Raw genomic sequence first — 18,026 nt, 5'->3', positions numbered from 1 at the left:
CATGGCCCCCCTCGACACGCTGCTGGCGGGCCTCGCCCGCGAACGCTCCACCGGCGCCCTGCTCGTCGGCCGCGCCGGAACGGTCTTCCTCGACGAGGGGCGGGTGACGTACATGGAGTGCGTCCAGACGCCCGGAGTCGAGCGGCTGCTCACCGCGCGCGGCCGCTCGACCGAGGCGACCCTGCGCGGGATGCAGGCCGACGGCGGCTGCGAGCGGCTGCTCGCGGAGGGTGTTCTCACGCTCGGCGAGCTGCAGTACTGCGTGCTGGGCGCCGTCCTGGACGCCGCGTTCTTCCTGCTGCCGGTCGGCGGGACCCGGCCGAAGTTCCGCCCCGGCGAACGACACTGGCTGGGCGGGCGCTGGTACTTCGAGGTGTCGGGGCTGCTGCGTGAGTGCGCGCGCCGCCGTGCGCAGCTCGCGCGGATCTGGCCGTCCGCCGAGGTGGACACCGCTCCGGTACGGCCGGCGCCCTGGCTCACCGGGCAGGGCGTCACTCTCGGCAGGGTCGAGTGGGAGGTCGTCGCCCGGGCCGACCACAAGGCGACGCCGCTCGACCTGGCCAGGCAGCTGGGCCGGTCCGGCTACTCGATCCTGCTGGCCGTGCGCAGGCTGGCGGCGGCCGGGCTGCTGGTCCCGCGTGAGGAACCCGCGCCGGCCGAGGACCCCCGGCTGCCGAAGCGGTCCCGGCAGGCGGTCAAGGCGCCGTCCACCGGCGGCTCGACGGGGCCGCCCCTCGGGCCGGCCGTGACGGCGGACCCCACAGACCTGGCCCTGCTGCTGCGCCTGAAGAAGGCCCTGGAGGAACTGGCATGAGGTTCCCCCCACTGACCGCCATGAGGTTGCCCGCACTGAGAAGGAGGCCGCCGGTGGAGCTGCGCGACGAGGTGCTCAAGGAGATGGTCCTCCTGCGCGAGCGCACCCCCGACATCAACGGCAGCGTCGCGTGCACGGTGGACGGGCTCGCGGTCGCCTGCGATCTCGAGGGCGACAACGGCGACCAGACGGCCGCGCTGACCGCCGCGATGGTCGCCATGAGCCGGCGCATGCTCGCCATGTCCGGCAAGGGCGACCTGGAGGAGACGCTCGTCTCAGGGGCGGCCGGGTTCGCCGCGTTCTACACCGCGGGCCCCACGATCGTCCTCACAGTCCTGGCACGGCCCGGCACGAACGTCGGGCTGCTCCGGCTGGAGGGCCGCAAGACGGCGGCCGCTGTCGGCCGCCACGCAGCACGGATCCGATGACCGATCAAACGACCGATCGGACGACCGATCGGACGACCGATCGGACGACCATCAACGAACGGAGGAAGACATGGCCAGCATGGACGTCTCTCTGAAGGAGATGATGACGATCGACGGCTCGCTCGGGGCCGCGATCGTCGACCACGGCAGCGGCATGGCGCTCGGCGCGCTCGGCGGCTCCAAGGAGCTGGATCTGCAGGTCGCCGCCGCGGGCAACACCGAGGTGGTCAAGGCCAAGCTGCGCACGATGGACTCGCTCGGGCTCAAGGACTCGATCGAGGACATCCTCATCACGCTCAGCGGCCAGTATCACATCATCCGTCCGATCAGCGGGCGCGGCGGCAAGGGGCTGTTCCTCTACCTCGCCCTCGACCGGGGGCGGGCCAATCTGGCGATGGCCCGCCACCAGCTCCGTGGCATCGAGGAGAAGCTGGACGTCTAGCCCGCGGTCAGCTTGGCGATGGCGCCCACGATGTCCGGCCACAGCGGCCTGGGCAGATCGTGGCCCATGCCGGGGTAGGTCAGTAGCGTGGCGCCGGGGATCGCCGCGGCGGTGGCCTGCCCGCCGGCCAGGGGGACGAGCTGGTCGTCCTCGCCGTGGATCACCAGGCTGGGGACATCGACCCCGGCCAGCGCCCCGGTGCGGTCGGGCGAGACGAGGATCGCGGCCAGTTGCCGGGCCGTCCCGGCCGGGTCGTAGCACCGGTCGAAGGCCAGGCCGGTCAGTCTGGTGAGGCGCTCGCGGTCCAGCTCGTAGCCGGGCGAGCCGATCACGGTCCAGGTCTCCAGCGCCCGGGCGAGCGCCGTCTCACGGTCGGGAGCGGGCGGCGCGAACAGCACCGCGCCGGCCGCGGCCGTGGGCTGGGCCATCCCCGGCCCGGGGGTGGACATGATGGAGGTGAGGCTGGACACCCGCCTGGGGTGGCGGATCGCCAGCGCCTGGGCGATCATGCCGCCCATCGAGGCGCCGACCACGTGGGCGGCCGGCCAGCCGAGCGCGTCCATCAGCCCGGCGGCGTCGTCGGCCATGTCGTCCAGCACATACGACGAGGACGTCCCCAGGTCGGGGACGCCCTCGTCGTGGAAGTGCGTGGACAGGCCGGCGTCGCGGTTGTCGAACCTGACGACGTGGTGGCCCTGCTCGGCCAGCAGCTCGCACAGGTCGTCGTCCCAGTGGATGAGCTGGGCGCCCAGCCCCATGATCAGGAGCAGTGGGCGCCCGCCGGGCGAACCGAAGCTCTCGTACGCGATCTCGATGCCGTTCACGGCCGCACGCATGGTCACGAACCTAGAATGGCATTCTAGTCGGCGCCGGTAAAGCCCGTCAGCTCTTGATCGAGCCGAGGTGCTCACGGCCGACGTACGCCACGCCGGCCACGGTGGCCAGCCCGCCGACCAGGGCCAGGATCCCCGCCGTGTCCGCGGTCTCGACGTCCGGCTCGGGAGCGGCGACCGGCTCGGGAGCGGCGACCAGGCGGCCGGCCGAACCCGGGGCGCTCTTCTGCTCGGTGCTCTCCTCGGCCAGGATCTCCGGCGGCTCGGCCGGGTTCCGGTCGATCCGGGACCAGGCGCCCGTGGAGAAGGCGACCGGGTGGTTCTTCTTGCCCACACCCTTGCCCCACTTGGTGATGACGTAGTCGACCTTGATGTGGCCCTGGCCGCCGATGCCGTCGACGCCCAGCGTGCGGGAGTTGAACGTGCCGCCGGTCAGGTCGGCGAACGTCTTGGCGTCCAGGTCGAGCATGATGCCGTTGTTCGACGGGTTACCGGGACCCCGGTCGCCCACGAAGAACGGCATCTTCTTGCCCTTGTAGACGACATAGCCCTCGGTCAGCAGCGGCCAGCTCGGGCTGGCGGCCAGCTTCTTCTGCATCGGCTTGCCACTGGCGGGCAGACCGGTGTCACCGGCGCGGCCGGACGAGTCATCCCAGAAGTAGGAAGCCGTGGTCGACCCCTGGAGCAGGACCTTCGCGTCGTCACCGGTGTCGGCGTGCGCCGTGCCCGTGCCGATGGTGAGCGCGGTGAGCGCCGCGGCGGTGACCAGGGTGAGGGTACGTTTACCAAAGCGAACGGCCATGAAGTAGTAGATCCTTTACCTCAGGAAGCAGGGAAACGGCACTCCACTCAGGAGGCGTAGCCGGGCGAAGGACGCCTGCGGGCGCTACGCGGGGAGCGCGAGAAAGTCTGCGGAGAAGTGCCGCTCAGTGGGCGGCTTGCGCCTTTGCGCGAGGTGGGGATGTGCGGGGGTGCTTCACGATAGGGTCGTCCTCTCCATCTCGCCTACCGGGTTAGCTGACGGGTTCGGGCGTGGAGATGCCCTACCGGCACGAGTGCCGGATTCACCCCAGAAAGGTGGGTCCCCGGTTCCCGCCTGAGCGGGATTCGGCGCCAGCCGGCCGCCGCTTCCTGGACGAAGCGACCAAGTCACCAGCTGGTAACTCCAAAAGACTAACCCAGGAATCGGACATACGCAATGAAAGCCCCATGAAACGGGCTAAGATCTACCCAAGACGGCAAAGAGAAGGGGGGCACGGCGTCCCGTACCCCCCGAAAACGTCAGGTCTCAGCCACCGCTCTTGCGTCTGAACGATCGCTTGTTGGCAGCCGGACCGTGGGCCCCGTGAATCTTGGACTGGTCGGCGCCCCTGCCACCCGCGCCCGAGTCGGCATGCTGGTTGCGCTTGCGCTCCAGCGCCTCGCGGAACTTGCGCTTCATCTCGTCCTCGGGAGTCTCGCTGACTTCCGGCTCCGGTGTTTCCGCCATGAGGACCTCCTGGTGTTGGGGACAAATCAAAGCTTCGCATGGTCACGCCCGTGACGCGAAACCGGCCACGCGAACCGCGCGTCTCCCGCCACACAGGGGCCCAGCGCGCGATGCGGCACGCACGCTGCGTGGTCGTGCCCCGCGAAGAATCTCCCTTATGTGGCGTTGAGGTGTGATTCATCCCGGTTAGACCACTGAGGTGGCGTTGAGCCTGTTCCGTCTCATGGGCCAGGACCTGGCGGTGGATCTCGGCACAGCCGGCACGCGGATCTACTCCCGGGGCAGGGGCATCGTGCTCGACGAGCCCTCGCTCGTCGCGCATCACCCTCGTACGGGAAAGATCGTGGCGTACGGGGCGGAAGCCGACGGTCTGGACGGTGAGACCCGGCTGGTCCGGCCCGTCTGGGGGCAGGGCACGTTCGACCGCGACTTCACCCGGCGGATGCTCAAGCACTTCCTGCGCAAGGTGCACGCGCACCCGTACGCCCGGCCGCGCGTGGTCATGGCCCTCCCCGACGACTCGACCGCCGTCGAGCGCCGCGACCTGCAGGACCTGGCCTTCGAGTCGGACGCGCGGCAGATCTACCTCGTCCGGCACGGGCTGGCGGCGGCCCTGGGCGCGGGTCTGCCGCTCGGCGAACCGGCCGGAGTGATGATCATCGACATCGGCCACGCATTCGCCCGGATCGCGGTCGTCGCCGGTGGCCAGGTGGTCGCCGCCCGGACGACGAGAAGCGGCGGCGACCACCTGAACGACTCCATCGCGCGCCTCGTCGAACGCGACCACGGCCTGATCGTGGGCGACGGCGCCGCCGAGGCGGCCAAACGCGGCCTCGGCCCCGCCTGGAAGCCGCTCGACCGGCAGGTGACCGTGCACGCCCACGCCCCCGAGACCGGGCACGAGAGCCAGGTCACGCTGACGGCCCAGGAGATCTACGAGGCCACCTCACAGCCGGCCGACCTGATCGTCCGGGCCGCGATCGGCACTCTGGACGGATGTCCCGCCGAGGTCGTGGCCGACGTGGCCGTCCACGGCGCGGTCCTGCTCGGGGGCGGCTCCCTGGTCTGCGGTCTGAGCAGACGGCTGCGCGCCCGGCTCGGCGTCCCCGTACGGCGCGCCGAACGCCCCCGGGAGTCGGTGACCCTCGGTCTCGGCCGCTGCGCCGACGACCTGGCCCTGGCCGCCAGCCTGCACGCCATCCACCCGTGAGCCGGTGTCAGGCCGCTCCGGAGTTGAATGAATCTGCGCGGGCACCCGGGACGTGGCTGCTGCGAGAGTGGACGTCGCCGGCGGGAGCGGGCGGAAACAGCGGCCAATGTCGTGGAGAGGCGGACGGGCGATGCGCGGCTGGTTGATCGGCCTGGTCGTGGGTGTGGCCTGCGTGGTGCTGTGCTGGGCGGTGCTGGCGGTGCTGGCCCGCCGACTGCCGCCGGGCACCGCGCGAGATCTGGCCGCGTTCGTCCCCGACTGCCTCACCACGGTCCGCAGACTGCGCCGGCACCCCCAGGTGCCGCGCCGGGCCAAGGTGGCCATCTTGTTCGCGGGCGTGTGGGTGGCCAGCCCGATCGACCTGATCCCCGAGTTCCTGCCGGTCATCGGCCCCCTGGACGACATCGTGGTGGTGGCCCTGGCGCTGAGGTACGCCGCCCGGCAGGTGCCCCGCGAGGTGCTGCTGGAGGCGTGGCCGGGCGAGCCACGCCTGCTGCTCAGGCTGATCGGGCAGCGCTGACCCGTGCCCGCGCCGGGAGGCCGCTGGTCAGATCGGCGGCTGTGGGTCGTACTGGATGTAGTGCCTCACCTGCCGGGCCCTGTCGACCCCGGAGAGGCGGGCCACCAGGTGGAGCGCCATGTCGATGCCCGCCGACACCCCCGAGGAGGTGACCATGTCGCCGTCGTCGACGAACCGGTCCTCGGGACGGACCTCGATCGTCGGGTCGAGCTCGCCGAGCAGGTCCAGGGCGCCCCAGTGGGTGGTCGCCGGGCGGCCGGCGAGCAGACCGGCCGCGGCGTACACGAGCGAGCCCGTGCACACGCTGGTCAGCAGGGGCACGCGGGCGCGCTGCTCGCGAACCCAGGCGAGGTACTCCTCGTCCTGGAGCAGCGGCCGGGTGCCCATCCCGCCGGGGTGCAGCAGCACATCCAGCGGGCCGACGCCGGACAGATCGTGCTCGGCGATCAGGCGCAGGCCCTTCGCCGCCCGGACGGGCCCGGCCACGCGGCCGAACGTGACGACCTCGACCTCGTCGGGACACTGCTCTGCCCAGGAGGCCAGCACCTCCCACGGGCCGACGGCGTCCAGCTCCTCGACACCGTCGAACAGCATGATCCCGATGCGCATCAGTCGCTCCTCCACGAGACGGCTCGCCCACGCCGAGACGGCTCGCCCCTGGCGTGGCGGCGAGATCGGCCGCGTCCGCCGGCCCCTCGGAGCCGGCGGCAGACGGCCGTCGAACAGAAAAACCCCGGCTCAGCATGCTGAGCTGGGGTTTTCGCGGTGCGCCGCCAGGGACTCGAACCCCGGACCCGCTGATTAAGAGTCAGCTGCTCTGACCAACTGAGCTAGCGGCGCGTGCAGGAAGGAATATACCGGCACTCGGCACCTTGGTCGAATCAGCATCTATCCCCCACGCCTGGCTAGAATAAAGTTCGGCCAGCAGACAGGAGCATTGATGTTCGACTCGCCCGCCGACGTGACAGAGCGGCTCGCCGCCGTCGACTACCTCTCCGACGACGCCATCTCCACCTCGGTGTTCCTGGCCGCCGCCCTCGGCAAGCCGTTGCTGGTCGAAGGGCCCGCGGGGGTGGGCAAGACCCAGCTGGCCAAGGCCATGGCGCTGGCCACCGGGTCCGAGCTGATCAGGCTCCAGTGCTACGAGGGGCTCGACGAGGCCAGGGCCCTGTACGAGTGGAACTACAAGAAGCAACTGCTGCGCATCCAGGCCACCAGCGCCGACGACGACATCTTCACCGAGGAGTTCCTGCTGGAGCGGCCGCTGCTGAAGGCGATCCGGACGGGCGTGCCGACCGTGCTGCTCATCGACGAGACCGACAAGGCCGACGTCGAGGTCGAGGGGCTGCTGCTGGAGCTGCTGTCCGACTTCCAGGTGACGATCCCCGAGCTGGGCACGATCACCGCCGTGCACAAGCCGTACGTGGTGCTGACCTCCAACGCCACCCGGGAGCTGTCAGAGGCGCTCAAGCGGCGCTGCCTCTACCTGCACATCGAGTACCCGACACCCGAGCGCGAGCGCGACATCGTGCTCAGCCAGGTGCCCACGATCCGCGCCGATCTGGCCGAACAGCTGGCCAGGACCGTCGCCACGCTGCGCGCGCTGGAGCTGAAGAAGGCGCCGTCGGTGGCGGAGACGGTCGACTGGGCCAACACCCTGCTGGCGCTCGGCCGCGACGACCTGGACGAGGCCACGATGGCGGGCACGCTCGGCGTGGTGCTCAAGCACGCCTCCGACCAGACCCGCGCGATCAAGGAGCTCGGCCTGTCCGAGGCCTGACCCGCTGCCAGGCCCGCCACCTGACCCGCTGCCTGACCCGCCCGCCCGACCCGCCCGTCCGATCCCGTTGGAGGTCACATGTCGCTCGTCGACAGGCATGTCGGGTTCATTCATGCCCTTCGCGAGGCAGGGGTGCCGGTGTCGCTGGCCGAAGGGCTGGACGCGGCGCGGGCGCTACGGGTGATCGACCTGACCGAGCGCGAGTCGCTGCGCGCCGCCTACGCGGCGACGCTGGTCAAGAAGCCGGGCTACCGTCCGGGGTTCGACGTGCTGTTCGACCTGTGGTTCCCGGCCTCGACGACCGGCCTGTACGACCAGGGGCCCGGCGCCGAGGGGGCACCCGATCCACGGACGGCGCCCGTCGAGGACCTGCGCGGCCACCTGGCCCGGCTGCTGACCGACGGCACCGACGCGGAGCTGCAGGAGTTCGCCCGGGCCATGGTCGAGCGGTTCGGCCGCCGGCCGGCCGGACCGGGGCGGCAGAACTGGTTCTCCTACAGCGTGATGCGCGCCCTGTCCCCCGAGACGCTGATGGCCAGGATCCTGCGGGAGGTGCTGGCCGGTCAGGAGCGAGGCGGGCTGGCCGAGAAGACGGCGCGCCAGCGGGTGGCCGCCGGCACCCGGCGGTTCGAGGACGCGGTCGCCACCGATGTGCGCCGCCGGATCGCCGAGGACTCCGGCGTCGAGCGGATCGCCCGCTCCACCGTGCGTCCCCCGCTCGACCAGATCGACTTCCTCCGCGTCACCAAGGCCGACCTGGCCCGGCTGCGCCGCGAGGTCCATCCGCTGGCCAGGCGGCTGGCGGCCCGGCTGACGATCAAGCACCGGCGGGGGCGGCGCGGGCGGCTCGACTTCCGCCGCACGATGCGCGCCTCCCTGCAGAGCGGCGGCGTCCCGCTGACGACCTACTTCAAGCCGCCCCGGCCGCACAAACCCGAGCTGGTCATCCTCTGCGACACCAGCGACTCGGTCTCCTCGTTCGCCCACTTCACCCTGCTGCTCACGTACGCGCTGAGGGAGCAGTTCACCAAGGTGCGGGCGTTCGGCTTCGTGGACACGGTGGACGAGATCACCAGGTTCTTCGTGCCCGGTGCGGACGTGGTGGAGGCCATGGCCAAGCTCGCCGACGAGGCGGACATGGTCAGGTTCGGCCGCACCAACTACGGTCACGCGCTGGAGAGGTTCGCCGAGCGTTACGGCGACGCGATCGGGCCGAAGACGTCACTGCTCATCCTCGGCGACGCCCGGTCCAACTACCAGCCCCCCGCGCTGGACGTCCTGAAGTCGCTGGTCGCCAAGGCTCGCCACGCCTACTGGCTGAACCCTGAGCCGCGCCCGCAGTGGGACACGGGCGACTCGATCGCCTCGGACTACGGAACGGTCGTCCCCATGTACGAGTGCCGCAACGTCTCCCAGCTGACGGGCTTCATCGAGCAGCTCGCGTGACCGGCCGAAAGGCCAGGCGAGCCGCCGGGCCGCGCGGCCGGACCACGCTGTCAGGCCGCGGGCGTCAGACCGCGGGGGTCAGACCGCGAGGTCAGGAACGCTGGCTCTGGAGCTCGCGCGCGGCGGTGCGGGCGAGCAGCTCGACCTGCTCGTCGCTCAGCACGGTCTCCCGCGAGGACTTGATCTCCCTGGCCACCAGGCGCGGCTTGAGGAGGGTGACCCCCTCGGCGGCGACCGCGCCGCCACGCGGCAGCGAGCCGCAGTGCACGGCGAGCAGCGGCGTGATGCGCACCGGGATGCCGGTCTCACGGGTCAGCAGCTCGGCGAACGCCTCGGCGGTGTCGACCAGCGGCTTGGCCACCTTGGTGCCGTATCTCTCACCGAAGAACAGCCGCCCGGCGTAGGTGGCGATCTCGGTGTCGGGGCTCCACGACTCGTTGTCGACGATCCAGACGCCGCCGGGGCCGATCACCAGATGGTCGATGGACGCCTGGTCCCTGATGGCCCGCCCGTCGAGGACGTGGTAGCCCTGCCTGCCGAGCGCGCGCCGCAGCAGCCGACGGGTGATCACCTCACCGCGCCGCCTGCCGCGCCAGACGGCGGTGGCGCGGAACGAACGCCAGTCGAGCCACCAGTCGGCGCCGGCCACGACCCCGGCGAGCACGAGACCGCACAGGGGGGCGAGCGCGACCTCGAACCTGAGCGCCAGGGCGATGCCCGCCACGAAGCCCGCGACGGCCTTGACGATGCGCGACCTCTGCCGGTTACGGGCGTCCTCGCGCCAGAACTTCTCGTAGTACCACTGCGGCGACGAGCCAGTGAACTTCTCGTCCTGCTGCACGTAGATAGAGCCACCAGGCACGGCAAACTCCCCGAATGAGTTGTGACCATGAGGATCTGCCACGCCGAAGATCCCTCGCCTGATCAAGTATTACCCCACTCCAAGCAAGGGCACCCTAAGGTGACGGAAATAGCACCCAGAAGGCCAAGAGACGACCAATCAACCGACCAGTCGGTATGCTGAGCGAGGTGATGGAGGGGGACACAGGTGAAAGAGGAACCGGTACGCCAGCGACTGCTGGGCGCGGCGACACGGCTGTTCGCCGAGCGCGGCTTCGAGAGCACCTCGGTCCAGGAGATCGTAGTGGCAGCGGGCGTCACCAAGGGCGCCATGTATCACTATTTCAGCTCAAAAGATGATCTGTTGCAAGAGATCTACGGCCGTCTCCTGCGCATGCAGATGGACCGGCTGACCGCGATCGCCGACGGCCCCGAGCCGCTCGCCGAGCGGCTGCACCGAGCCGCGGCCGACGTCGTGGAGACCACGACGGCCAACCTCGACGACTCGAAGATCTTCTTCCGCTCGATGCACCTGCTGGCGCCCGAGACCCAGAAGACCGTGCGGGCCGAGCGCCGCCGCTACCACGAGCGCTTCCGCGACCTGGTGGCCGAGGGACAGCGGGCGGGCACGTTCAGCGACCGGGTGCCCGCCGAGCTCGTCGTCGACTACTTCTTCGGCTCCGTGCACCACCTGGGCACGTGGTACCACGCGGACGGGCCGCTCACCGGCGCCCAGGTGGGCAGGCACTTCGCCGACCTGCTGCTCACCTCACTCGGGGCCGGGCACGCCGGCGAGTGAGGCCAGCGCCTCGCGGTGGTCGCCGGGGGTGCCGAGCGCGATCTCGGCGGCCTTGGCGCGCTTGAGGTAGAGATGCACCGGATGTTCCCACGTCATCCCGATGCCACCGTGCAGTTGCAGCGCCTCCTCGGCGATGCGCACCGCCACGTCGCCGTTCCACGCCTGTGCCACGGCCACGGACACGGCCGACCCCTCGGCGACGGCTCCCCGGGCGGCGGCCCGGGCCCGGACCACGTCGAGCCACAGATCGGCCAGGCGGTGCTTGATCGCCTGGAACGACCCGATCGGCCGGGCGAACTGGTGGCGTTCCTTCACGTACGCGAGCGTCGTGTCGAGGCACCATTCGGCCACGCCCAGTTGCTCGGAGGCGAGCAGCCCCGCGCCGAACCTCAGCACCTCGGCCACGTCCACCGGACCGAGCGGCACGGCGAGGGCGTCGTCGAAGGTGACGGTGGCCACCGGCCGGGTCAGGTCGAGCGACGGCACGACCTCGACGCCCGCGCCCTCGACGAGGTACAGGACGCCGTTGACCGGCACCAGCAGCACGTCGGCCACGTCGGCCCCGGCCACGCCGGAGACCGAGCCGGACAGGCGGGCGCCGTCGTCGCCGGCCCGCACCGCCGACCCGCGCTCCGGCCGGTACGGTGACGCGGCGAAGGAGACGGCCAGGGCGGCCGTGGCCCGCCCTTCGGCCAGCCGGCCGAGCAGCTCACGCACCCGGTCCACGGCGACCGCCTGGGGCAGATCACCGGCCTGGTCCACGGCGGCCGACTGGAGCAGCGCGTGGGTGGCCAGCACCGCGCTGGTGAAGTAGGGCACCGGGGCGACGGCCCTGCCCAGCTCCTCCAGCACCACCGCCGCCTCACTCGCGCTCGCCCCGGCGCCGCCGTACGCCTCGGGGATGAGCAGCCCGGCCACGCCGATCTCGCCCGCCAGCGTCCGCCACAGGTCGAGGTCGTAAGGCTCGGACTCGATCCGCTTCAGCACCGCCGCGGGCGGGCAGCGGTCGGCGAGCAGCCCGCGCACGGCGGCCCGCAGCTCCTCCTCGACCTCGGAATACAGCAGCGTCATGGGGCGCTCCCCCTTCTCCTCCGCCACACCGGCCGTCATCGGGGCAGGTCCTTCCAGGGCACGTTCTTGTCGACGCGGGGCTCGGAGGGCAGGCCGAGCACCCGTTCGGAGATGATGTTGCGCAGGATCTCCGAGGTGCCGCCCTCGATGGAGTTGCCCTTGGCCCGCAGATAGCGGTATCCGGCCCCGCGGCCGTAGAAGTCAACGCCCTCCGAGCGGCGGAACGTCCAGTCGTCGTAGCCGAGGTCGCGCCTGAGCTCGACGTCGAGGCCGGACAGCGCCTGGTTGAGTCTGGCGAACGACAGCTTCATGCCCGAGCCCTCGGGGCCGGGCTGGCCGGCGACCAGTTGCTCGCGCAGCCGCGCGCCGGACAGGCGGGTCACCTCGGCCTCCACCCAGAGCGACAGCAGCCGCTGGTGCAGGTCGTGCGTGCGCAGCTCGGGGTGATCGCGCCAGGTCTCCAGCACCGAGCCGAACATGCCGCCGCCGCGGCGGACGGGAGCGCCGCCGATCGCGACGCGCTCGTTCATCAGCGTGGTCTGCGCGACGCGCCAGCCGTCGCCCACCTCGCCAAGCCGCAGGTCGTCGGAGAGCCGCACGCCGGTGAGGAACACCTCGTTGAACTCGGCCTCGCCGGTGATCTGGCGCAGCGGCCGCACCTCGACGCCGGGAGCGTGCATGTCGCAGACGAAGTACGTCATGCCGCGGTGTTTGGGCACGTCGGGGTCGGTACGGGTGACCAGGATCGCCCACCGGGAGTGATGGGCGCCGGACGTCCACACCTTCTGGCCGTCCACCACCCACTCGTCACCGTCGCGGACCGCCCGCGTGGCCAGCGTGGCCAGGTCGGAACCGGCGCCGGGCTCGCTGAAGAGCTGGCACCAGATCTCCTCGCCGGTCCACAGCGGCCTCAGGAACCGGCGCTTCTGCTCGTCGGTGCCGAACGCCAGGATCGTCGGCGCCGCCATGCCCAGGCCGATGCCCTGGACGCTGCTGAGCTGGGGGGTGTGGGCCAGCTCGCGTTCGACCACCTGCTGCAGTTCGCGTGACACTCCCAGGCCGCCGAGCCCTTCGGGGAACCAGACCCACGCCAGCCCGGCGTCGAACCTGGCCCGCAGGAAGTCCAGCCTGTCGCCACTCGGGTCGTTCCGGTCAAGGAACGCGGCTGTGCGCTCCTTGAGCTGCGCTTCGTCCACTCCAGCTCCCTCTCGGCCAGCTCCCTCTCGGCCAGCTCCCTCTCGGCCAGCTCCCTCTCGGCCAGCTCCCTCTCGGCCAGCTCCCTCTCGGCCGGCTCCCTTGCGATCCGTCACATGTACTTCTTGAGCTCGCGGTGGGCCAGCGACCGCTTGTGCACCTCGTCGGGGCCGTCGGCCAGCCGCAGCGAGCGGGCCCCGGCCCAGAGCGCGGCCAGCGGGAAGTCCTGCGAGACGCCGCCCGCCCCGTGCACCTGGATGGCCTTGTCGAGGATCCACTCCACGGTGATCGGTGTGGAGATCTTGATGGCCTGGATCTCGGTGTGGGCGCCCTGGTTGCCGACGGTGTCCATCAGCCAGGCCGTCTTGAGCACCAGCAGCCGCAACTGCTCGATCCGGATGCGGGACTCGGCGATCCAGTCCTGGACCACGCCCTGCTGGGCGACGGGCTTGCCGAACGTGGTCCTGCTCAGCGCCCGCCGGCACATGAGCTCGATGGCGCGTTCGGCCATGCCGATCAGCCGCATGCAGTGGTGGATGCGGCCGGGGCCGAGCCTGGCCTGGGCGATGGCGAAACCGCCGCCCTGCTCGCCGATCAGGTTGTCGGCCGGGACGCGGACGTCCTCGAAAAGGATCTCGGCGTGCCCGCCGTGGTCGGAGTCGCTGTAGCCGAACACGTGCATGCCGCGTTTGATCTGCATGCCCGGGGTGTCACGTGGCACCAGGATCATGCTCTGCTGCCGGCGGGCCGGCGCCTCGGGATCCGTCTTGCCCATCACGATGAAGATCTTGCAGTCGGGGTTCATCGCCCCTGAGATGAACCACTTGCGGCCGTTGATGACGTACTCGTTGCCGTCGCGGACGATCGACGTCGCGATGTTGGTGGCGTCGGAGGAGGCCACGTCGGGCTCGGTCATCGCGAAGGCCGAGCGGATCTCCCCGTCGAGCAGCGGCCGCAGCCACTCCTTGCGCTGCCACTCGCTGCCGAACATGGAGAGGACCTCCATGTTGCCGGTGTCGGGCGCGGCGCAGTTGGTGGCGGCGGGCGCGAGGTTGGGACTGCGGCCCATGATCTCCGCCAGCGGCGCGTACTGCAGGTTGGTCAGCCCCGCTCCGTGGTCACCGGGCAGGAACAGGTTCCACAGGCCGCGTTTTCTGGCCTCGTCCTTCAGGTCGGCGAGCAGCGGCGGCGGGCTCCATCCGCTGGTCGCCGCCTGCTCCTCGAAGGCGGCCTCGGCTGGGTAGACGCACTCGTCCATGAAGCGCAGCAGTCGTTCGCGCAGGTCCTCGGTGACGGCGTCGAAGGCGAAGTCCATGTCGTGAGCCTACCGACCGGCCGGTATGTCTGTCGACAGGTGGTTTCCAGCAAAAACCGGCATGTGGCGCTAACCGCCCTCCCCGGCCGGGACCTAACCTGACCGCCATGACCGCGAAGCTCCCGTCACCCGTGACGCTCGAGAACGATGTCGTCCGACTCGAACCTCTCACCATGACCCACATACCCGACCTGTTCGCCGCGGGCGGCGACGACGACGAGGTCTGGCGCTGGCTCCCCGCCGCCGTGCCCCGCTCCGAGGACGATCTGGCACAGATCGCCCGCATGCTGATCGAGGACGACCGGCACGTCCCGTTCGCGGTGATCCCCCGGCAGACGGGCCGGGCAGCCGGCTGGACCACCTACGGCGACGTGCCGGGCTTCGACGAGAGCGTCGAGATCGGCTGGACGTGGTACGGCAGGGCGTTCTGGCGCACGGCCGTCAACACGGGCTGCAAGCTGCTGCTCATCGACCACGCCTTCGACAAGCTGGGCTTCAACCGGGTCCTGCTCAAGACCGACGTGCTCAACCTGCGCTCGCAGAACGCGATCAGGCGGATCGGCGGCCTGCACGAGGGCACCCTGCGCCGGCAGCGCAGGCGCCCCGACGGCAGCTGGCGCGACGCCGTCTACTTCGGCATCCTCCAGGAGGAGTGGCCGGACCACCGGGCCCGCCTGACCCGCTGAACGCCCGGCCTCGTCAGGCCAGCATGCCGGTCAGCAGCTCGCGCATCGCCGCGCGCAGCTCGTCGAGTGACGGTTCGGCGCCCGCTCCGGCTATCGCGTCGAACATGATGCCCTCGCCGTACGCCACGAGCCGGCGCGCGTGGCGTACGGGGTCGGGCGAGCCGGCGGCGGCGAGCAGGGCGACGGCGGGGTCGCGGAAGCGGCGGCCCGCCTGGTCGTAGATCACGCGCAGCTCGGGCCGCCGGGTGGCCTCCAGGGCCAGCTCGTAGCGGGCCAGCGTGCGCCTGCGGTCGCGGAGCTGCACATGCAACGCCTCGGCCAGGCGCCCCGGCAGGTCGCCGAGCGGGTTCCGCGCCTCCCCCTCGGGGCCGTCGAGCGATTTGTCGGAGGTCCCTCCGGGCACGTCGGGCGTCAGGAGGGCGGACAGGGCCTGCTCTTCCAGCTCCGTCAGGCGTGACAGCGTCAGCTCCAGGAGGGCGGCGCGGGTGCGGGCCAGGTTGGAGGTCGAGCCGGGGGGCAGACCGGCGGCCTCGTCGACGGCGCGGTGGGTGAGCCCGCGCATGCCGCGCTCGGCCAGCAGGCTGATGGCGGCCTCCGCGACCTGGTCAGAGCGCTTCACGGGCACAGATACTACACCGGTAGTAAGGCCTCACTACAGGCGTAGTACGCTGACACTACAGACGTAGTGAACAAGGAGGCGGAACATGCCGAACGCGGTGGTGATCGGCGGAGGCGTCGGCGGGCTGACCGCCGGGATCGCGCTGCACCGACGGGGCTGGGACGTGACCGTGCTGGAGCGGGCGGAGCACCTGGACCAGGCGGGCTCCGGGCTGGCCATCGCGGCCAACGCGCTGCGCGCCCTCGACACGCTGGGACTGGGCGACCGGATCCGCGAGCTGTCGAGGCTGCAAGGGGAGGCCGGTGTGTGCCGCCCCGACGGCCGGTGGCTGATGCGCACCAGCGAGGAGCGGGCACGCGAGCGGTTCGGCGACTCGGTGGTCGTCATGTTGCGGGCCACGCTCGCCGAGGTCCTCGCCGACGCCCTGGGCGAGCGGCACCTGCGGCTGGGCACCACGGTCACCGGTGTCGACCCCGGCACCGGCACCGTCCGCACCGCCGCGGGCGACCTCCGGGCCGACCTGGTCGTGGCGGCCGACGGCATCCACTCGGCGACCAGGAGCGCGCTCTTCCCGGAGCATCCCGGGCCGGTCTACTCGGGGGTGACCGCGTGGCGCGGGCTCGTGCCGAGCTCGGGCCCCGCGGTGCGGAGCACGGAGACGTGGGGCAGGGGCCGGGTGTTCGGCGTGCACCAACTGGCCCGCGACCTCGTCTACTTCTACGCGACCGACCTGGCGCCGGCCGCCGCCAGGGCCGCCGACGAGCGCGAGGAGCTGCTACGCGGGTTCGGCGGGTGGCACGCACCGATCCCGGAGCTGCTGCGCGCGGTGGATCCGGCGCGGATCCTGCGCAACGACGTCCACTACCTCGACCGCCCGCTGCCCGCCCTCCACCGGGGCCGGGTGGCGCTGCTCGGCGACGCGGCCCACCCGATGACGCCCAACCTGGGCCAGGGCGCCTGCCAGGCGATCGAGGACGCGGTCGTGCTCGCCCAGGTGGCCGGGGGCGACCTCGCCGGCTACACGGACGCCCGGCTGCGCCGAACCGCCGGGATCGTGCGCCGTAGCATGACCGTCTGCCGGGCGACCAAGACCCGCGCCCCTGCGGCGGTGCGGCTTCGCGACCTGGCGATGTCGCTGGCCGGACGGCTCAGCCCAGATCTGATGTTGCGTTCATTCGACGAGGTGCTGGACTGGACTCCACCGGTGCCGGCTTCGAGTGGTCGGGGGCCAGCCGCCCGAGCGTGATCGTGCCGCCGATGGTCAGCGCGGCCGCGAGCAGGGCGGGGATGGCCGTTGCGGGACTCGTCGGCAGCGGCTCGCCGAGCAGGATCACACCGGCCAGCACCGAGGTGATGGGGTCGATCACCTGCACGCCGGCGTAGGCGATGCCGAAGTAGCCGACCGCGTAGGACCGCTGCAGCAGCACCACGGCGGCGACCAGCAGCACCGGCACGGCCAGGGTGAACCAGTGCAGCAACCGCCCCAGGTCGCCCTCCAGGCCCCCGCCGACCACCCGGACGAACGTGGACACGCTGGCGGTCACGGCCCCCGCCGCGACTGACAGCAGCAGGGCCCGGGCCGGACCGCGGGCCCGGCTCGCGGCCAGCTGCGTGATGAGCACGACCATGCCGATCACCGCGATGAACGCGATCGCGGCGCCGTTGCCCAGCCGGGGCGTGACGTTGTGGGTGGGGACCAGCATCATCAGCCAGAGCAGCCCGACGGCCACCGCGATGGAGCCGAAGATCTCCCCCTTGTACGGCCTGCGCCCGTACATGAACGCCGCCAGCGGCACCGCGAACACCAGCGTGGCCACGCTGATCGGCTGCACCACGACCAGCGGCGCGAGGCTGAGCGCCACGGCGTGCAGGCAGGCTCCGGTGAACCCGATGATGCCGCCGATCCACCAGCGAGGGCGCCTCACCAACTTGAGCGAGGCGCCCTCCACCACTGCTTCGTACTGCTGCAGGGCCGCGCCGAGCGCGTAGCCGAGGGCACCGGCCAGGGCGATGAGCAGCCCGGCCCAGCTCATGTGCGCCCGCGTAGGCGCAGAGATCCCGTCAAGAGCATTGCTCAAGCTTAGGTCCCGGGCCGACCGCTGGAATCACCCTTTAGGCCAATCCTTGCCTCTTCATCCGCCGGCGCCGTCACTCTTTCTCTGGACAGACGCAGAAGAGATGCCCCTCGGGATCCCGCAGGACGATCCAGCCGACGCCCTCCTCGGTGACGCCCGGCTGGAAGTCGGGCCTGGTGGCGCCCAGCGCGATGTACTCCTCGACGGCCCGCTCCACATCCGGCACCCGGAAGTCCAGGTGGAACTGCTTGTCCGGCCCCGGCCACGCCGCCGGCTCACGGTCGGGGACCCGGCCGAAGTAGATGGCGGTGGTGCCGTCGCCCACCCCGGCGTACTCGTCCTCGGAGTACAGGATGTCCAGGCCGGTCACCTCGTGGTAGAACTCGGCCAGCTTCTTGGGCTCCGCGCAGTCAATGCTGACGGCCAGGAGCTTCGCCTTCGTTGTCATGCTCAGAGGCTCCCAGC

The 18,026-nt window shown here is 71.2% G+C and carries 21 protein-coding genes, 1 tRNA gene and 1 riboswitch; of the genes, 10 read left to right on the top strand and 12 right to left on the bottom strand.

Features of this window, described 5'->3' with window-relative positions; genetic code table 11:
* Position 1: 1 nt before the first annotated feature.
* The 3 genes from IEY82_RS08530 to IEY82_RS08520 all read left to right on the top strand — a co-directional run bounded on the left by IEY82_RS08530 (position 2) and on the right by IEY82_RS08520 (position 1,684).
* Complete coding sequence (locus tag IEY82_RS08530) at positions 2-814, top strand: transcriptional regulator (protein WP_189123450.1); 813 nt, start codon at positions 2-4, stop codon at positions 812-814.
* On the top strand, positions 811-1,242 hold the full coding sequence (locus IEY82_RS08525; RefSeq protein WP_225262438.1) for a roadblock/LC7 domain-containing protein: 432 nt from the start codon (positions 811-813) through the stop codon (positions 1,240-1,242). The genes IEY82_RS08530 and IEY82_RS08525 overlap by 4 nt, the downstream gene beginning before the upstream one ends.
* Before the next feature lie 70 nt (positions 1,243-1,312).
* Positions 1,313-1,684, top strand: coding sequence for a hypothetical protein (locus IEY82_RS08520; protein ID WP_189123449.1), 372 nt, complete (start codon positions 1,313-1,315; stop codon positions 1,682-1,684).
* Here IEY82_RS08520 and IEY82_RS08515 read toward each other — a convergent pair.
* From IEY82_RS08515 to IEY82_RS08505, 3 genes are all read right to left on the bottom strand, one after another.
* Positions 1,681-2,520 (bottom strand): alpha/beta hydrolase, encoded by an 840-nt coding sequence (locus tag IEY82_RS08515; protein WP_189123607.1) that lies wholly within the window; start codon positions 2,518-2,520, stop codon positions 1,681-1,683. The two genes, IEY82_RS08520 and IEY82_RS08515, sit on opposite strands and share 4 nt — an antisense overlap.
* A gap of 46 nt (positions 2,521-2,566) precedes the next feature.
* Positions 2,567-3,319 (bottom strand): hypothetical protein, encoded by a 753-nt coding sequence (locus IEY82_RS40120; RefSeq protein WP_308015939.1) that lies wholly within the window; start codon positions 3,317-3,319, stop codon positions 2,567-2,569.
* A gap of 185 nt (positions 3,320-3,504) precedes the next feature.
* Positions 3,505-3,640, bottom strand: a riboswitch (cyclic di-AMP (ydaO/yuaA leader).
* A 165-nt stretch (positions 3,641-3,805) separates the two neighbouring features.
* Positions 3,806-4,006 (bottom strand): DUF5302 domain-containing protein, encoded by a 201-nt coding sequence (locus IEY82_RS08505; protein WP_189123448.1) that lies wholly within the window; start codon positions 4,004-4,006, stop codon positions 3,806-3,808.
* A 199-nt stretch (positions 4,007-4,205) separates the two neighbouring features.
* On the opposite strand from IEY82_RS08505, the gene IEY82_RS08500 reads away from it, so the two are divergent.
* Both IEY82_RS08500 and IEY82_RS08495 read left to right on the top strand, forming a co-directional pair.
* Entirely contained in the window at positions 4,206-5,216 is a 1,011-nt protein-coding gene (locus tag IEY82_RS08500) for a rod shape-determining protein (protein ID WP_189123447.1), read from the top strand.
* A 130-nt stretch (positions 5,217-5,346) separates the two neighbouring features.
* Positions 5,347-5,736 carry a YkvA family protein gene (locus tag IEY82_RS08495; protein WP_189123446.1) on the top strand — a complete coding sequence of 130 codons (390 nt, stop codon included), beginning with the start codon at positions 5,347-5,349 and terminating at the stop codon, positions 5,734-5,736.
* 27 nt (positions 5,737-5,763) lie between these two features.
* On the opposite strand, the gene IEY82_RS08490 is transcribed toward IEY82_RS08495, so the two are convergent.
* Positions 5,764-6,345 carry a DJ-1/PfpI family protein gene (locus IEY82_RS08490; protein ID WP_225262433.1) on the bottom strand — a complete coding sequence of 194 codons (582 nt, stop codon included), beginning with the start codon at positions 6,343-6,345 and terminating at the stop codon, positions 5,764-5,766.
* Positions 6,346-6,502: 157 nt separating this feature from the next.
* Positions 6,503-6,576, bottom strand: a tRNA-Lys gene (locus IEY82_RS08485).
* 100 nt (positions 6,577-6,676) lie between these two features.
* Between IEY82_RS08485 and IEY82_RS08480 the strand changes: the two genes are divergently transcribed.
* Positions 6,677-7,516 (top strand): AAA family ATPase, encoded by an 840-nt coding sequence (locus tag IEY82_RS08480; RefSeq protein ID WP_189123445.1) that lies wholly within the window; start codon positions 6,677-6,679, stop codon positions 7,514-7,516.
* A gap of 78 nt (positions 7,517-7,594) precedes the next feature.
* Positions 7,595-8,962, top strand: a complete 1,368-nt coding sequence (locus tag IEY82_RS08475; protein ID WP_189123444.1) for a vWA domain-containing protein — start codon at positions 7,595-7,597, stop codon at positions 8,960-8,962.
* A gap of 91 nt (positions 8,963-9,053) precedes the next feature.
* On the opposite strand, the gene IEY82_RS08470 is transcribed toward IEY82_RS08475, so the two are convergent.
* Complete coding sequence (locus IEY82_RS08470; RefSeq protein ID WP_189123443.1) at positions 9,054-9,824, bottom strand: nuclease-related domain-containing protein; 771 nt, start codon at positions 9,822-9,824, stop codon at positions 9,054-9,056.
* A 186-nt stretch (positions 9,825-10,010) separates the two neighbouring features.
* Here IEY82_RS08470 and IEY82_RS08465 point away from each other — a divergent pair, with 186 nt between their 5' ends.
* Positions 10,011-10,601, top strand: a complete 591-nt coding sequence (locus tag IEY82_RS08465; protein ID WP_189123442.1) for a TetR/AcrR family transcriptional regulator — start codon at positions 10,011-10,013, stop codon at positions 10,599-10,601.
* Here IEY82_RS08465 and IEY82_RS08460 read toward each other — a convergent pair.
* The 3 genes from IEY82_RS08460 to IEY82_RS08450 form a co-directional block, all read right to left on the bottom strand.
* Positions 10,572-11,711, bottom strand: a complete 1,140-nt coding sequence (locus IEY82_RS08460; protein WP_225262430.1) for an acyl-CoA dehydrogenase family protein — start codon at positions 11,709-11,711, stop codon at positions 10,572-10,574. The genes IEY82_RS08465 and IEY82_RS08460 overlap by 30 nt on opposite strands.
* Positions 11,708-12,868, bottom strand: coding sequence for an acyl-CoA dehydrogenase family protein (locus IEY82_RS08455; protein WP_189123441.1), 1,161 nt, complete (start codon positions 12,866-12,868; stop codon positions 11,708-11,710). The genes IEY82_RS08460 and IEY82_RS08455 overlap by 4 nt, the downstream gene beginning before the upstream one ends.
* 110 nt (positions 12,869-12,978) lie before the next feature.
* Positions 12,979-14,181: an acyl-CoA dehydrogenase family protein gene (locus IEY82_RS08450; protein ID WP_189123440.1), complete on the bottom strand. Its 1,203-nt coding sequence runs from the start codon at positions 14,179-14,181 to the stop codon at positions 12,979-12,981.
* A 107-nt stretch (positions 14,182-14,288) separates the two neighbouring features.
* Between IEY82_RS08450 and IEY82_RS08445 the strand changes: the two genes are divergently transcribed.
* Positions 14,289-14,867, top strand: coding sequence for a GNAT family N-acetyltransferase (locus tag IEY82_RS08445; RefSeq protein WP_189123439.1), 579 nt, complete (start codon positions 14,289-14,291; stop codon positions 14,865-14,867).
* A gap of 13 nt (positions 14,868-14,880) precedes the next feature.
* Here the strand turns inward: IEY82_RS08445 and IEY82_RS08440 are convergent, their stop codons facing one another.
* Positions 14,881-15,486, bottom strand: coding sequence for a TetR/AcrR family transcriptional regulator (locus IEY82_RS08440; RefSeq protein ID WP_225262428.1), 606 nt, complete (start codon positions 15,484-15,486; stop codon positions 14,881-14,883).
* Positions 15,487-15,571: 85 nt separating this feature from the next.
* Here IEY82_RS08440 and IEY82_RS08435 point away from each other — a divergent pair, with 85 nt between their 5' ends.
* A complete protein-coding gene (locus IEY82_RS08435; RefSeq protein WP_189123438.1) occupies positions 15,572-16,732 on the top strand; it encodes an FAD-dependent monooxygenase in 1,161 nt (386 codons plus the stop codon).
* Here IEY82_RS08435 and IEY82_RS08430 read toward each other — a convergent pair.
* Both IEY82_RS08430 and IEY82_RS08425 read right to left on the bottom strand, forming a co-directional pair.
* Positions 16,635-17,519, bottom strand: a complete 885-nt coding sequence (locus IEY82_RS08430; RefSeq protein ID WP_189123437.1) for a DMT family transporter — start codon at positions 17,517-17,519, stop codon at positions 16,635-16,637. The two genes, IEY82_RS08435 and IEY82_RS08430, sit on opposite strands and share 98 nt — an antisense overlap.
* A gap of 115 nt (positions 17,520-17,634) precedes the next feature.
* The gene (locus tag IEY82_RS08425) at positions 17,635-18,009 is read right to left on the bottom strand and encodes a VOC family protein (protein WP_189123436.1); all 375 of its coding nucleotides are present in this window, start codon (positions 18,007-18,009) and stop codon (positions 17,635-17,637) included.
* Between the last annotated feature and the right edge of the window lie 17 nt (positions 18,010-18,026).

The sequence above is a fragment of the Nonomuraea cavernae genome (genome assembly GCF_014646355.1).
In the GTDB taxonomy this organism is placed as follows: Bacteria; Actinomycetota; Actinomycetes; order Streptosporangiales; family Streptosporangiaceae; genus Nonomuraea; species Nonomuraea cavernae.
This window is presented reverse-complemented; position numbering and strand designations above follow the sequence as displayed.